The following is a 13502-nucleotide window of genomic DNA, read 5'->3' on the forward strand; positions in this document are numbered from 1 at the left end:
CACGCGAGACTATTGGGGATTTCCCGTATTTTTGGATTTTTTTTATTAACCCGGGGCAATTAGGCCCAAACCGATGGCGCGGCCGATGGCCTGCGGTGTGGTCAGCGCGCCCAACTTTTCGCGACCGGACCGCATGTGTACTTCCACGGTGCGATGCGAGATCGAAAGGATATCACCGATATCCTGTTGGGATTTCCCTTCGGCGACCCACTGCAGAATCTCTTTTTCGCGCGTCGACAGGGAAGGTAGATAAAGCGCTTTGGCAAGCAACCCCGATTGCATCACAGTATCGTGTGCTTGCACCGCGGCCAGTTGCAGGTCGCCCATGACGTGGCCTTTGAGCTTTTCCCACTCTCCGTCGGAACAGTCGCGCGTGACGCTAAGAATTCCGCATTCCCCATAGGGGCCACGGATCGGCACCGTCAGGCCGCGCGGTGTGATTCCAAAGTCATGCGCGTCCTTGAAGACCGCATTGAATTTCTCGTCATGATTGAAACGGCCCCAATCGACCGGGGCGATGCTGAGCACAGATTGATAGATGGTCGGGTCAAAATGGTGAAAACCATGCCGACCATAGTGAATCTTCCACTCGTCCGGGTAGTTGGCATACCCCTGAACGTCCCCTTTGACAGGATTCATGGTGGCATAAGACGCATAGTCAAAGCCAAGTTCCTCGCAGACCGAGTTTATTATATCTTCGGCCGACCTCTCCTCATGGTCGATTGCGGCCAAGTCTATGAGTTTCACCTGTCCAACCTTTACGGTGGCTATTCTCTCCCCACAAGAATGCCATATCTGTCCACACTAAGCGATACGTTGCGTCAACCTGGGTCCTTTACGCAAGCAATTTGTTAACAGCGCATAGGCTTAATGCGCGCTTATGGCAACAGAAGCTTAGTCTTTTGCACATATTATTACCACTGCATCTACAGCTAATGGCTGAGTCGCCTGTTTATTCGGAACGAAGCCCGGTTTCGACCAGCATTCCCCGTGCCTTCGCTTCGGGGTAATAGCCTTTGGCGTACAGGAAGATCGCGCGCTGTTGATCGCCATCTGACAACAGCCATGCCCCGCGCAAGTATTTCCCCGCGAATTCCAGATTGGTATCGGCATCCAGCAATCCCTGCGGGTCACCTTTGTAACCCATCGACCTTGCGGTGGCGGGCAGGATCTGAAGCAGGCCGTAATAAGGGCGATTCACCGCCCAGGGGCGATGGGTGCTTTCGCGAATAGCCAGCTTGTGAACCAGTTCACGCGGAATCTCATAGTGGTCTGCCCACTTGTTGATCGATGCCCGCAGCTCAGGCGTTTCATTGGGATAGAGCGGCGGCTCGGTCGCAGCGCGGGTAGGGGTATCGGGTGTGGCACAGGCGGCAAGGGGGGCAACAAGCAACAAGGCCAGCAGATGACGACGCGAGATGGGGGGCATTGAAATCTCCGAATTCCGTGAGTGATGATATGGTGCAGGATTTCTCGTGCAACCGTAGTTGTGAATTCCGGCTAAATTTTGCTCGTTTGCGCAAAAAACAAAAAAAAGGCCGCGTAAGTGACGCGGCCTTTTCAGATCGGGTTTTGGACGATCAGGCTTTCGCCTCGTCTTCGTCAGCCGGGGCTTCTTCAGCAACCAGTTCCTCATCATCCGATGCGGCCGAGCCGATGTCGTCGAACAGCTCGGCGATCTCGAATTCTGCGGCCGCTTCTTCCTCGGCGGCCAGTTCCTGGATCGATTTGCCCGATGCCTGCAGTTCGGCTTCTTCTTCCGAACGGGCAACGTTCATCTTGATCTCAACTTCGACCTCGGGGTGCAGCTTGACGGCAACCGCGTGCAGGCCCAGTTCCTTGATCGGCGCGACCAGAACGATCTGTTTCTTGTCGACGGTGAAACCCGCCTCGGTTGCGGCGTCTGCGGCGTCACGCGGGGTGACTGAGCCGTACAGAGCGCCAGCATCCGATGCCGAACGAATTACGATGAACTGCTGACCGTCCAGCTTTTCAGCCAGGGCTTCAGCTTCTTTCTTGGTTTCCAGGTTGCGCGCCTCAAGCTGCGCTTTCTGGGCTTCGAACGAGGCGATGTTGGCCTCGGACGCGCTCAGCGCTTTGCCCTGAGGCAGCAGGAAGTTGCGGGCAAAGCCGGGCTTGACGTCAACGACGTCGCCCATCTGACCCAGTTTCGCAACGCGTTCCAGCAGGATAACTTGCATGTCAGTCTCTCCTTACTTCACGGCGTAGGGCAGCAGGGCGAGGAAGCGGGCGCGCTTGATAGCACGGGCCAGTTCACGCTGCTTTTTCGCCGAAACGGCGGTGATGCGCGAAGGTACGATCTTGCCACGCTCAGAGATGTAGCGCTGCAGCAGACGGGTGTCTTTGTAGTCGATTTTCGGCGCGTTCTCACCCGAGAACGGGCAGACCTTGCGGCGGCGGAAAAATGGTTTTGCGGCCATGGTTTGGTGTCCTTTCGTCAGGCGTTGATCAGCGGCGCTCGCGGCGGCCTTCGCGCTCATCGCGCTTCTGCATCTGGACCGAGGGGCCCTCGGCATGCTCGTCGACCTTGATGGTCAGAACGCGCATGACGTCTTCATGCAGGCGCATCAGGCGTTCCATTTCCTGAACCGCGCCAGCAGGCGAGTCGGTCTTCAGGAAGGCATAGTGGCCTTTGCGGTTCTTGTTGATCTTGTAAGCCATCGTCTTGACGCCCCAGTACTCGCTGTCGACGACGTTGCCGCCGTTGTCAGCCAGAACGGTGCCGAAATGTTCGACAAGGCTTTCTGCCTGCGCGTTGGACAGATCCTGACGCGCGATCATTACATGCTCATACAGTGGCATGTGCACTCCTGTTTATATCAAGGCGCATTTCATAGGCGGGGCCATATTTCCTTCGCGACCCTGCCACGAGAGGCTGCGCGATTCATGTGTCTTGCGAAGGATGGCCCCGTATACACGTTTATGGCGGCGGGGCAAGCCCTGCCACACATGCCCTTGTGAAGCCGTCCAATTTCCTTTGAGGTGCCCAATTCCTGACTCTTTTCCCCCCGAGGTTGTTTACCAAGCCGGGAGCACCCGGGCGCTTGGAACACTAAAGACAGGACAAGTCAGATGGCGGTTACCAACACAAACACTTTTGAAACTCCGGCACAGCGTGCTGTATTTGATAAATCCGTACCGGTGCTGATTACTTTTGCGCCGAACTGGAAGGCACGTCTGGTCCTTCTGCGGGTCATTGGCGCGTTCTTTATCGTCTCGGCCTTTTCGATGTGGTTGATGCCTGGCGGTGTCGTCGGCGCCGAGGTCTGGCCGATCAAACTGGTGGCTTCACTGGCCTTTCTGATGATTGGCGTCAGTCTTCTGACCATTCAGTTCTCGGATTCCCGCCCGGATGCTTATTTCGACCCCATTCGCCGCGAGGTGCGCATCCTGCAAAAGAACGAAAACGGCCGTCCGCAAACGGTTCTGCGTCGTAGCTACGACACATTGGGCGGCGCGCGCTTTGCCGATGATCAGGTCGAGCTGTTCGATGTTGATGGCAGCCTGCTGATGAAGCTGCCGCTGCAATCGGCGGAAATTGGCCGGGCGTTGAAAGGTCAACTCAGCCAAAACGTAACAATTTTCGGCTGAATTCTATTCTGTTCAAAAAAGAACAGAATTTGTGAACTTAAAAAGCTTGTGTGCTGCCCTTGGGCAGCACATTTTTATTTCCGAGCAACCGGTACGGTTTGCCATACCCAACACTGCGGAGATTGACATGAAACCCACTCTTTTAGCTGCTGCACTGGCGCTGACGGCGACCACGGCATTTGCCAGCGCCGAGAAATACGTTCTGGACCCCAGCCACAGCCAAGTGATTTTCAACTATAACCACCTTGGATTCTCGACGACCTATGGAATGTTCTCGGGCTTTGAGGGCGAGATTCTGTTCGATCAGGAAAACCCCGCCGCGTCCAGCGTGACAGTATCGATGCCCGTGGTTGAGATGTTCACCGGTTGGAAGCCGCGCGAAGATCATTTCATGACCGAAGACTTCTTTGGCGCGTCCGAGGGCGACCTTGTGACATTCACCTCGACCGGGATCGAAGTAACCGGTGAGAATACGGCAAACATTACCGGTGACCTGACCATGAATGGCGTCACCAAGTCGGTGGTGCTGGATGCTAAGCTGAACCAGGCGGGTGACCACCCCATGGCGGGCAAGCCCTGGGCCGGTTTCGATGCGACCACAACACTGGTACGCAGCGAATTCGATCTTGGTCAATTCGCTCCGTTCGTCAGCGACGAAGTCGAAATCTTCATTTCTGTCGAAGCACAGAAAGCCGAATAGAGCCAAGCCAGCTCAGTGACAGAACCGCCAGAGGGAGACCTCTGGCGGTTTTTTTGATGCGCTATTCTCCGCGTTTTGCCGTCAGCTGCAAGCCGATGGTGACCGCAAAGCCCAGCGAATCCTCTTGTGGTTGCGAGGTGCCGACATCGAAATCCAGTCTGTTGATGTCGACCGACCCCGCGACATCGGCTATCCCGTCCTGCATGTCCAACGTGAAGGGCAAGGTGATGTCCACCGTTTTGTCCCGGATCGTCAGGGGGCCCCGCGCCTCATATCCGCTGTCGGTTTTGAACAATTCTGCCTTGAACTGCGCCGTCGGGAACTGTGCCGAGTCGAAGAAATCCGGACCCATTGCCTGATCGGATACTGTGCCAAGGCTCAGCGAGCCGATGGCGATGGTCACATCTGCTGATCCCGCGAGGCCAGGTGCTGTGGGCTCATCAAAGGTGATGGCTGCGGTCCAGTCGGAAAATGTGCCCGTAACCTGACTGCCCAATTGCGTGATCGTCACGCTTAGTTCTCCGTCCTGAACCTGCCAATCCGATTGCACCTGCGCCAATTCCGCCGTGTCGGTGGCGGCACTTGAATGATGCGAGAAGACACCGCCAAACCATCCTCCGGCCAGAACCAGGACCCAAACGCCGAGCGCTGCGAATAGCGGTGTTGTCAAATGTTCCTGATGCGGCGGCTCGGGCGCATTGGCCTGCCCGGGTAACATACGGCGCAGCGTGCTGTCCTTGTCGATAATGTGATGCTTGAGCGCGCCCGCGATGTGCAACAGCAGTGACCCCGCCAGAACCAGGATGAACAGCCAATGCAAGCTGGCTGTGAATTCGGCCAATGCGGCTGACTTTGGAACGAGGGGCAGGTTCTGCCCGAAAGGCCAAAGGATTGGCGCAAACCCCTCGGCGGCTGCATGGTGAATCCAACCTGACAGCGGCACCAGAACCAGCGACCCGTATAGCAGCCAGTGCACAGTTTCGGCCGCGAACGCTTCGGGCTTGTTTTCAGCGTTCAGGAGCCCCGGTTTGACCTGTGTTATCGCCCAAAGGATTCGCGCCAGTGCGACGAAAAAGACTGTCACCCCAACAGTTTTATGCAGGGAAAACAGCTGTGCAGCGCGGGCTATGTCGGCTTCGGTCGTGGGAATGTTCGGATCATATATTGCTTGAGCGAGTTGGTTGGCGAACCATCCCAGCGGAAGGGCCGTTAGAATCAGCAGCGCCGTCAACCAGTGAAACGCCTTTGTCACGCTGCCATAGCTGGCAAATGTGTTTGTCGCGGACATTTGTCATTCTCTTTGTGATGGTTCGTGCCGGGCAGCGTAAAGGGATCGCATCAGGACACAAGGCAAAGAAATGCACAGAAACAGTGTCGGGATGCAGACCTTACACGATGCTTGTGCCAGCGCGTCAGTCGGTTTACACCCCGCCGCAACCTTACGTCATCCAAGAGGTATCAATGACACGCGCCTTCGTATTTCCCGGGCAAGGGGCCCAGACCGTCGGTATGGGTAAAGCATTGGCCGAGGCATATCCTGCCGCCCGCGCCGTATTTGACGAAGTTGACGAGGCTTTGGGAGAAAAGCTGAGCGCGTTGATCTGGGAAGGCGATATTGCGGAACTGACGCTGACGCAGAATGCCCAGCCTGCCTTGATGGCAACGTCCATCGCGGCACTGCGCGCGCTTGAGGCCGAGGGGGCCTCGATCTCAATGGCGTCATTTGTTGCGGGTCATTCATTGGGCGAATACTCAGCGCTGGCCGCCGCCGGGGCGCTGTCGGTTGCAGATACTGCCCGGCTTCTTCGGACGCGGGGACAGGCGATGCAAAGCGCGGTGCCGGTGGGTGAGGGCGCGATGGCCGCCATTCTGGGCCTGGACCTTGAGGCCGTGCGCGCCGTTGCTGACGAAGCCGCGCAAGGTGAGGTCTGTCAGGCTGCGAACGACAACGACCCGACTCAGGTAGTTGTGTCGGGGTCAAAAGCTGCCGTTGAGCGCGCGGCCGGGATCGCAAAGGAAAAGGGCGCCAAACGCGCCGTGATGCTGCCGGTCAGCGCTCCGTTTCATTGTGCGCTGATGCAGCCTGCGGCCGACGTGATGGCCGAGGCTTTGGCCGCCGTCGAAATCAAGGCACCCGCGGTGCCGCTGGTGGCCAATGTGCGAGCCGAGGCGGTGAGCGATCCTGACGTGATCCGTCAACTGCTGGTCGAGCAGGTCACAGGCTCGGTGCGGTGGCGCGAAAGCGTGCAGTATATGGTTGCGCAAGGTGTGACCGAAGCGTGGGAAATTGGCGCGGGCAAGGCTTTGTCCGGCATGATCCGCAAGATTGATCGTGCCCTTGCGTGTCAGGCCGTTGGTTCGCCGGATGACGTGAAAAAAGTGACCGGTGACGGCGCATAACGGATAAACCGCCCGGTGTGGCGGTGAGGGAAGGACTGGAAATGTTTGATTTGACAGGAAAGAATGCGCTGATCACCGGTGCTTCGGGCGGTATTGGCGGCGACATCGCACGTGCTCTGCACGCTGCGGGCGCGACGGTTGGTTTGTCAGGCACACGGGTTGAGCCCCTGCAGGCACTGGCTGCGGAATTGGGCGAACGCGCGCATGTTTTGCCGTGCAACCTGAGTGACATGGAGGCTGTCGCAGAGCTGCCGAAACAGGCGGCTGAGGCGATGGGCTCGGTCGATATTCTGATCAACAATGCCGGGATCACACGCGACAACCTATTCATGCGGATGTCTGATGAAGAATGGCAAAGCGTGATCGACGTCAATCTGACGGCCACGGCCAAACTGTGCAAAGGCGTGCTGCGGGGCATGATGAAAGCGCGTTGGGGTCGGATCATCAACATCTCGTCCGTTGTCGGCGCGACGGGCAATCCGGGACAGGTGAACTATGCGGCGTCCAAAGCGGGCATGGTCGGCATGACCAAGTCGTTGGCCTATGAGGTGGCAAGCCGTGGAATCACTGCCAATGCGGTGGCGCCCGGGTTCATCACTACAGCGATGACCGACAAGCTGACCGATGATCAGAAGTCAGGTATCCTGACGCAGGTTCCGGCAGGGCGCATGGGGGATCCATCAGAGATTGCGGCGGCGGTTCTGTATCTTGCCAGCCCAGAGGCCGGATATGTTACCGGAACAACCTTGCATGTGAATGGCGGCATGGCCATGTTGTGAGCGCGAGTCAGGGCAGGTGCGAAAGCGTTTGCCTTGCGCGTTGTCTGTGCTATAGGCGGCGCATAAATTCAGGGCCGGTCGTCAAGGTCGGCCTTCTAATTTCCCGGGTTCCGGGACTCAAACCGCCCGGAACGGGCACATCAAGGCCAACCCCATCGGGCAAGGGCAGAACCGGGCAAACCGCCCTGAAATGGAATGAGGAATAGACATGAGCGACGTCGCAGATCGCGTGAAGAAGATCGTTGTTGAGCACCTGGGTGTCGAAGAAGACAAAGTCGCGGAAAACGCGTCCTTCATCGACGATCTGGGCGCAGACAGCCTGGACACCGTTGAACTGGTTATGGCCTTCGAAGAAGAGTTCGGCATCGAGATCCCTGATGACGCAGCCGAAACCATCCAGACATTTGGCGACGCGGTCAAATTCATCAGCGAAGCTTCCTAAGCCACTCGCATACGGTTTCAAAGCGGCGCTTCCGGGCAACGGAGGCGCCGTTTTTTGTTTCAGCCGGGAATTCGGGCTTGCAAGATGGCATAAGTGTTCGCCACGCTGCATCCGAGGCAAGATATTCGAGAGTGGGCGCATGATAAGATCCACCCCAATGATCAATACGGCCCGTCTGACGCTGTGCGGCATGCGGCCCGAGGATTTCAACCGGTTCGCCGAGATCTGGCGCAACCCCTGCATCGTGCGGCATGTCGGCGGCAAGCCTCGATCGCGGGGCGAGGCGTGGGATTCGTTTCTGCGCAATGCCGGGCATTGGCAGATGGCCGGTTTCGGGCAATGGGCTGTTGTGCGGCAATCCAACCGGCAGATGATCGGTCAGGCCGGATTTTTCTATGGAAACCGAGAACTTGGCGACGATTTTGACAGCTTTCCCGAAGCCGGTTGGATTCTGGTGCCCGAGGCGCAGGGCGAGGGGTTGGGATACGAGGCCGCGCAGGCCGCGCATGACTGGTTCGACCGGATCATGCCTGGGCCGTTGGTGGCCATGGTAGATACCGAAAATACCGTGTCGCAAAAGTTGGCCAAAAAACTGGGCTATGTGGTGATGCGCGAATGCAGTTACCGGGACAGTCCTGTTACTTTGCTGCGCCGCAATGGTCCTCCGCCGCGCGTCTGAGTCCATCTTTCTCGCAGATGCCGCAAAACGCCCGTAGTTTGCCGAAACTGGTAAAAGTGCGTGTGCGTTCCATGTGTATGATGCCTCCGAATGTATAGTGATTGAGCGGAGGAACGGGCTCATGAGGATTTACCCCACTATGGAACTGCAGAACGGCCGGTGTGTCACGCTGGACAAAGGCCGTTTGGACGAAGCAATGATCTGGCATGTGGATCCCGTCGAGACAGCGCGCAGCTGGGCTGCCGCGGGCGCAGAATGGATGCACCTGACGGATTTCGACGCGATTGAAGGCCGTGACACCAACTCTGAACTGGTCGAAGAGATCATTCGTTCGGCGGAGATACCAGTGCAGCTGGCTGGTGGTATGCGGACACGCGAGCAGGTTGAGTATTGGATCAACAAGGGCGCGGGCCGGATTGTGATCGGCACGCTGGCTGCTTGGGATCCGCAGTTGGTCAAGGAACTGGCCAAGCTGTACCCGGACCAGATCGTTCTGGCTGTTGATGTCTGGCAGGGACAGGTGATGACCGAAGGCTGGCGCAGCCAAAGCGCCTTTACGCCCGATGCCTTTATCGACGCCTTCGCGGATACACCCTTTGCGGCGATTCTGGTCACCGATATCGACAGCGATATGGAAGACGTGGATGCGCAGCTGGGCCTGATATCCGGTCTGGCCAAACAATCGCGGACGCCAGTCATTGCCAGTGGCGTTGTTCGCACATCGGATGACATTTCGCGTCTGGCCTATGTCGCGAACATCTCAGGTGCCATCGTCGGGCGCGCCCTGTTCCGCAAAAGCGTCGATCTGGCTGAGGCGCTGAGCGTCGCACGGGCCGCGCACGAGCCGGTCGCTGAATTCCAGTAAGCTGCCATATTCAGTAAAACCGCCCTTCTTCACGTTACGAGGGGCGGTTTCTTTTCTGGATCGGTTTGCCGAGGGGGATTGGACGCCAACGGGTTGTCGGCGACAAGATGCCGGTGCTGAATACGCTGTTGCTCTTGCCCCCGGACCCCGGGCCGGGGTATGAGCGGTTCTCATAACAGGAAGCAGGCAAGAGGCACTTCATGCGCAGAGTCGTTGTAACCGGTCTGGGATTGGTCACTCCATTGGCCAGCGGGGTCGAGGAAACCTGGTCGCGTCTGCTGGACGGAGAATCCGGTGCGGGCCCCATCACGTTGTTCGATGCCGAGGCCAGCGGTGTAACCACCACCTACGCCTGCGAAGTGCCCCGTGGGGACGGCACAAACGGGACGTTCAACCCGGACGACTGGATGCCGCCGAAAGAGCAGCGCAAGATCGAAGATTTTATTCTGTATTCCATCGCAGCGGCCGAGATGGCCTGCAAGGATGCCAACTGGCTGCCCGAAGACGAAGAGGATCGCCTGCGCACAGGTGTTCTGATCGGCTCCGGTATAGGTGGGTTGGGCTCGATCGCCGAAACTGCGAACCTGATCCGCGACAAAGGCCCCCGCCGCGTTTCGCCGTTCTTTATTCCCGGTGCACTGATCAACCTGGCATCCGGTCAGGTTTCGATCCGGTTTGGCTTCAAGGGTCCAAATCACTCGGTCGTCACGGCCTGTTCCACAGGCGCGCATGCAATCGGCGACGCCAGCCGCATCATTCGCGCAGGCGATGCGGATGTGATGGTCGCAGGTGGTGGCGAGGGCTGCATCTGCGAGATCGGCATCGCAGGTTTCAACTCGTGCAAGGCGCTGTCCACGAAATTCGCGGATAACCCAAAGGCGGCCAGCCGGCCATATGACGTGGATCGGGACGGTTTTGTCATGGGCGAAGGGTCCGGAATCGTGGTTCTGGAAGATTACGAACACGCCAAGGCGCGTGGCGCAAAGATTTATGCCGAGGTTCTGGGCTATGGCATGTCGGGCGACGCTTATCACATCACCGCACCCAGCGAAGATGGCGACGGCGCAGAACGGTCGATGAAAGCGGCGCTGCGCAGCGCCGGGCTTGAGCCGAGCGATCTGGATTACATCAACGCGCATGGCACATCGACCATGGCTGATACAATTGAACTGGGCGCAGTCGAGCGTTTGCTGGGCGACCACGCCGCCAACGCCACAATGAGCTCGACCAAATCCGCCACAGGGCATCTGCTGGGTGCTGCGGGCGCGATTGAGGCGATCTTCTCGATCCTGGCGATCCGCGATCAGGTCGCGCCGCCGACAATCAACCTTGACAACCCGGCTGTTGAAACGCCGATTGATCTGGCCGCCAACGAAAAACGTGCGCGCGAAATCAACGTGGCGCTGTCAAACTCGTTTGGCTTTGGTGGCACCAATGCAAGTGTGATCTTCGGAAAGGTCAGTTAAATGTGGCGGGCGTTGGCGTCGAATGCGCTGACCGTCCTTGTGGTGGGGCTGTTCCTGATGGGCGGCGTCATTCTGTGGGGGCAATCGCAATATAAATCTGAAGGTCCGCTGGAAACCGCAATTTGCCTGCAGGTGAAAAGCGGGTCTAACATGACCCGCGTCAGCCGTGACCTTGAAGACAAGGGCGCGATCAGCAGCGCGATGATTTTCCGTATGGCGGCGGAATACACCGAAAAATCACAGCAGTTGAAGGCGGGGAGCTTTCTGGTGCGCGAAGGCGCGTCGATGGAGCAGATCGTCGATGATATCACCAAGAGCGGGGCCAGCACTTGCGGGACCGAGATCGAATACCGCATCGGTGTGACCCGGCTGCAGGCGCGGGTGCGCGAGCTGGACCCGGCGACACTGGATTTCGTGGAAATCGCGTCATTCCAGATCGGAGAGGATGAAGCGCCGGATGTCTATGGCGACAAGCGCGGTGAAGCGGATACCAGATACCGTATCTCACTGGCGGAGGGTGTCACCAGCTGGCAGATCGTCGAAGCGCTGAAATCCGTAGATGTGCTGGAGGGCGACGTTGCCGATCTGCCTGCGGAAGGCATGCTGGCACCGGACAGCTACGAGGTATCCCCCGGTACGGACCGGAACGCTTTGCTGGATGATATGAAGGCAAAACAACAGCTCCGGATCAACGCGGTCTGGGACGCGCGGCAGGAAGGTTTGCCTCTGGAAAGCCCCGAGGACATGCTGATCCTCGCCTCGATCATCGAAAAGGAAACCGGTGTCCCCGAAGAACGTGGTCAAGTAGCCAGCGTCTTCGTGAACCGGCTGAATCAGGGGATGCGACTGCAGACGGACCCAACCGTGATATATGGTGTCACGAAAGGGCAAGGTACGCTTGGACGCGGCTTGCGGCGTAGTGAATTACGTCGTGCAACTCCTTGGAATACATACCTGATCGACGGATTGCCGCCCACGCCCATTGCCAATCCCGGGCTTGCCAGTCTGGAAGCCGCAGTTGCGCCGGATCAGACCGATTATGTTTTCTTTGTTGCCGACGGAACCGGCGGTCACGCTTTTGCCGAAACGTTGCAGGAGCACAATCGCAACGTCGCCAAATGGCGCGAGATCGAGGCAGAGCGAAACTCGGGCAACTAAACGCGCGAGGCGCATTCATCCGAGGTCAGCCGCCGCCCTTCTGGGAGATGGACAGCGGATCGGGTAATTCAACCCGATCCGATTTTTTTTAGGGCGTCAGGCCGCGCGGCGACGGCGAGAGCGTCGATTTTTGGGTTTTCCATTGTCCGGAGTAGGTTGGGCTTTCGGAGCCATGCCCCGGCGGTTGCCACCGCGCCGCCGTGTGGGGCGCTTGCCTTCGGCCTCTTCCGGCATGGTGCCACTGGCAACCGGAATTTCAATCTTCATGATCTTCTGAATTTGGCGTAGCTGATCCAGCTCGTCCGGGGCACAAAAAGCTATGGCTTCGCCTTCGCGCCCGGCCCGCGCTGTGCGACCGATGCGGTGGACGTAATTGTCGGGAACGTCAGGCAAATCGTAATTGATCACATACGCGACGCCGGGGATATCAATGCCGCGCGCGGCCACATCCGTTGCAACCAGCGTGGTGATCTCACCGACGCGAAACGCCTTGATCGCCCGGTCACGCTGTCCCTGACTTTTGTTCCCGTGGATAGAAGCCGCGTTGAACCCATCAGCAACCAGCCCTTTCATCAGCTTTTCGGCCCCATGCTTGGTGCGCGAAAAGACCAGCGTCAGAGCATCGGGATCGCTCGCCAGAATTTCCCGCAGCTTTGCGGGTTTCTCGGGTTTGCTGACGAAGTGCAGCGACTGCGTGATCTTGTCCGCAGCCTTACCCGGAGGCGAGACCTGAACCCGTTGCGGGTTGGAAAGGTAAGCCTGACTCAGCTCCTCCATTTGTTTTGGCATCGTGGCGGAAAACAGCATGGTCTGACGCGGTGTACCCAATTCCGGCGCAATGCGGCGCAGGGCATGGATGAACCCCATATCCAACATCTGGTCGGCCTCATCCAACACCAGATGGCGCACCGATCCCAGATCGACGGCACGGCGGTCCATCAGGTCGATCAGCCGGCCTGGTGTGGCAACAAGGATATCTGTTCCGCGTGCAAGGAACATGATTTGCTTGTTGATGGACTGCCCACCGACCACGGTTGCGACGCGCAGCTTGGTATTCCTGGTCAGGTTACGCAGGCTGTCGGCGATCTGGTTGACCAATTCGCGCGTTGGCGCAAGGATCAGGGACTTGGCGGTCTTGGGCGCGGGTTTGCCGGGCTGCGCCAACAAGTGGTCAATCAACGGCAGGCCAAAGGCCAGTGTTTTGCCGGTGCCGGTTTGAGCGAGGCCAAGGATGTCATGGCCGTTCAGAGCCAGCGGGATCGCCTGATTCTGGATCGGGGTGGGTTGCGAAAAATTGGCGCGTTTCAGCGCGTCATTCAGAGCCGGCGCAAGGCCAAGCATGTCGAAGTCGAACAATTCAATTTCCTTCTTGGCCGCAGGGAAAACCTACGGACATATGGC

The 13502-nt window shown here is 58.2% G+C and carries 16 protein-coding genes; 9 read left to right on the forward strand and 7 right to left on the reverse strand.

Annotated features, from left to right (window positions below):
• Positions 1-45 precede the first annotated feature (45 nt).
• From ACR0K4_RS00810 to rpsF, 5 genes are all read right to left on the reverse strand, one after another.
• Positions 46-747, reverse strand: a complete 702-nt coding sequence (locus ACR0K4_RS00810; protein WP_480515737.1) for a LuxR family transcriptional regulator — start codon at positions 745-747, stop codon at positions 46-48.
• 205 nt (positions 748-952) lie between these two features.
• Entirely contained in the window at positions 953-1429 is a 477-nt protein-coding gene (locus ACR0K4_RS00815; RefSeq protein WP_480515736.1) for a transglycosylase SLT domain-containing protein, read from the reverse strand.
• 151 nt (positions 1430-1580) lie between these two features.
• Positions 1581-2201, reverse strand: coding sequence for a 50S ribosomal protein L9 (rplI, locus tag ACR0K4_RS00820; protein ID WP_480515735.1), 621 nt, complete (start codon positions 2199-2201; stop codon positions 1581-1583).
• A gap of 12 nt (positions 2202-2213) precedes the next feature.
• Complete coding sequence (rpsR, locus tag ACR0K4_RS00825; protein WP_005608650.1) at positions 2214-2441, reverse strand: 30S ribosomal protein S18; 228 nt, start codon at positions 2439-2441, stop codon at positions 2214-2216.
• A gap of 28 nt (positions 2442-2469) precedes the next feature.
• The gene (rpsF, locus tag ACR0K4_RS00830) at positions 2470-2823 is read right to left on the reverse strand and encodes a 30S ribosomal protein S6 (protein WP_170652383.1); all 354 of its coding nucleotides are present in this window, start codon (positions 2821-2823) and stop codon (positions 2470-2472) included.
• Positions 2824-3093: 270 nt separating this feature from the next.
• Between rpsF and ACR0K4_RS00835 the strand changes: the two genes are divergently transcribed.
• Both ACR0K4_RS00835 and ACR0K4_RS00840 read left to right on the forward strand, forming a co-directional pair.
• The gene (locus ACR0K4_RS00835) at positions 3094-3612 is read left to right on the forward strand and encodes a hypothetical protein (protein ID WP_480515734.1); all 519 of its coding nucleotides are present in this window, start codon (positions 3094-3096) and stop codon (positions 3610-3612) included.
• A 127-nt stretch (positions 3613-3739) separates the two neighbouring features.
• Entirely contained in the window at positions 3740-4312 is a 573-nt protein-coding gene (locus ACR0K4_RS00840; RefSeq protein WP_480515733.1) for a YceI family protein, read from the forward strand.
• A gap of 61 nt (positions 4313-4373) precedes the next feature.
• On the opposite strand, the gene ACR0K4_RS00845 is transcribed toward ACR0K4_RS00840, so the two are convergent.
• Positions 4374-5600, reverse strand: coding sequence for a cytochrome b/b6 domain-containing protein (locus ACR0K4_RS00845; RefSeq protein ID WP_480852462.1), 1227 nt, complete (start codon positions 5598-5600; stop codon positions 4374-4376).
• A 173-nt stretch (positions 5601-5773) separates the two neighbouring features.
• Between ACR0K4_RS00845 and fabD the strand changes: the two genes are divergently transcribed.
• The 7 genes from fabD to mltG all read left to right on the forward strand — a co-directional run bounded on the left by fabD (position 5774) and on the right by mltG (position 12101).
• Entirely contained in the window at positions 5774-6712 is a 939-nt protein-coding gene (gene fabD / locus ACR0K4_RS00850; RefSeq protein WP_480852464.1) for an ACP S-malonyltransferase, read from the forward strand.
• Between the two features lie 41 nt (positions 6713-6753).
• A complete protein-coding gene (gene fabG / locus ACR0K4_RS00855) occupies positions 6754-7491 on the forward strand; it encodes a 3-oxoacyl-[acyl-carrier-protein] reductase (RefSeq protein WP_480852465.1) in 738 nt (245 codons plus the stop codon).
• A 208-nt stretch (positions 7492-7699) separates the two neighbouring features.
• Positions 7700-7933, forward strand: a complete 234-nt coding sequence (locus ACR0K4_RS00860) for an acyl carrier protein (protein WP_008756330.1) — start codon at positions 7700-7702, stop codon at positions 7931-7933.
• 139 nt (positions 7934-8072) lie between these two features.
• A complete protein-coding gene (locus ACR0K4_RS00865; protein ID WP_480852466.1) occupies positions 8073-8612 on the forward strand; it encodes a GNAT family N-acetyltransferase in 540 nt (179 codons plus the stop codon).
• Positions 8613-8733: 121 nt separating this feature from the next.
• On the forward strand, positions 8734-9477 hold the full coding sequence (locus ACR0K4_RS00870) for a 1-(5-phosphoribosyl)-5-[(5-phosphoribosylamino)methylideneamino]imidazole-4-carboxamide isomerase (RefSeq protein ID WP_480515728.1): 744 nt from the start codon (positions 8734-8736) through the stop codon (positions 9475-9477).
• A 200-nt stretch (positions 9478-9677) separates the two neighbouring features.
• Positions 9678-10943 carry a beta-ketoacyl-ACP synthase II gene (gene fabF, locus ACR0K4_RS00875; RefSeq protein WP_480852467.1) on the forward strand — a complete coding sequence of 422 codons (1266 nt, stop codon included), beginning with the start codon at positions 9678-9680 and terminating at the stop codon, positions 10941-10943.
• On the forward strand, positions 10944-12101 hold the full coding sequence (mltG, locus tag ACR0K4_RS00880; protein ID WP_480852468.1) for an endolytic transglycosylase MltG: 1158 nt from the start codon (positions 10944-10946) through the stop codon (positions 12099-12101).
• A 96-nt stretch (positions 12102-12197) separates the two neighbouring features.
• Here mltG and ACR0K4_RS00885 read toward each other — a convergent pair whose 3' ends face one another.
• On the reverse strand, positions 12198-13457 hold the full coding sequence (locus ACR0K4_RS00885) for a DEAD/DEAH box helicase (RefSeq protein ID WP_480852469.1): 1260 nt from the start codon (positions 13455-13457) through the stop codon (positions 12198-12200).
• Positions 13458-13502 lie beyond the last annotated feature (45 nt).

This window comes from Ruegeria sp. K11 (genome assembly GCF_056531905.1).

What these genes read in the sequence shown, in the direction of transcription:
- fabD (WP_480852464.1), top strand. Translation starts at nt 5,774, where the DNA reads ATGACACGCGCCTTCGTATTTCCCGGGCAAGGGGCCCAGACCGTCGGT.
- fabF (WP_480852467.1), top strand. Translation starts at nt 9,678, where the DNA reads ATGCGCAGAGTCGTTGTAACCGGTCTGGGATTGGTCACTCCATTGGCC.
- ACR0K4_RS00870 (WP_480515728.1), top strand. Translation starts at nt 8,734, where the DNA reads ATGAGGATTTACCCCACTATGGAACTGCAGAACGGCCGGTGTGTCACG.
- ACR0K4_RS00840 (WP_480515733.1), top strand. Translation starts at nt 3,740, where the DNA reads ATGAAACCCACTCTTTTAGCTGCTGCACTGGCGCTGACGGCGACCACG.
- ACR0K4_RS00845 (WP_480852462.1), bottom strand. Translation starts at nt 5,600, where the DNA reads ATGTCCGCGACAAACACATTTGCCAGCTATGGCAGCGTGACAAAGGCG.
- ACR0K4_RS00865 (WP_480852466.1), top strand. Translation starts at nt 8,073, where the DNA reads ATGATAAGATCCACCCCAATGATCAATACGGCCCGTCTGACGCTGTGC.
- mltG (WP_480852468.1), top strand. Translation starts at nt 10,944, where the DNA reads ATGTGGCGGGCGTTGGCGTCGAATGCGCTGACCGTCCTTGTGGTGGGG.
- rpsR (WP_005608650.1), bottom strand. Translation starts at nt 2,441, where the DNA reads ATGGCCGCAAAACCATTTTTCCGCCGCCGCAAGGTCTGCCCGTTCTCG.
- ACR0K4_RS00860 (WP_008756330.1), top strand. Translation starts at nt 7,700, where the DNA reads ATGAGCGACGTCGCAGATCGCGTGAAGAAGATCGTTGTTGAGCACCTG.
- rplI (WP_480515735.1), bottom strand. Translation starts at nt 2,201, where the DNA reads ATGCAAGTTATCCTGCTGGAACGCGTTGCGAAACTGGGTCAGATGGGC.
- ACR0K4_RS00815 (WP_480515736.1), bottom strand. Translation starts at nt 1,429, where the DNA reads ATGCCCCCCATCTCGCGTCGTCATCTGCTGGCCTTGTTGCTTGTTGCC.
- rpsF (WP_170652383.1), bottom strand. Translation starts at nt 2,823, where the DNA reads ATGCCACTGTATGAGCATGTAATGATCGCGCGTCAGGATCTGTCCAAC.
- ACR0K4_RS00835 (WP_480515734.1), top strand. Translation starts at nt 3,094, where the DNA reads ATGGCGGTTACCAACACAAACACTTTTGAAACTCCGGCACAGCGTGCT.
- fabG (WP_480852465.1), top strand. Translation starts at nt 6,754, where the DNA reads ATGTTTGATTTGACAGGAAAGAATGCGCTGATCACCGGTGCTTCGGGC.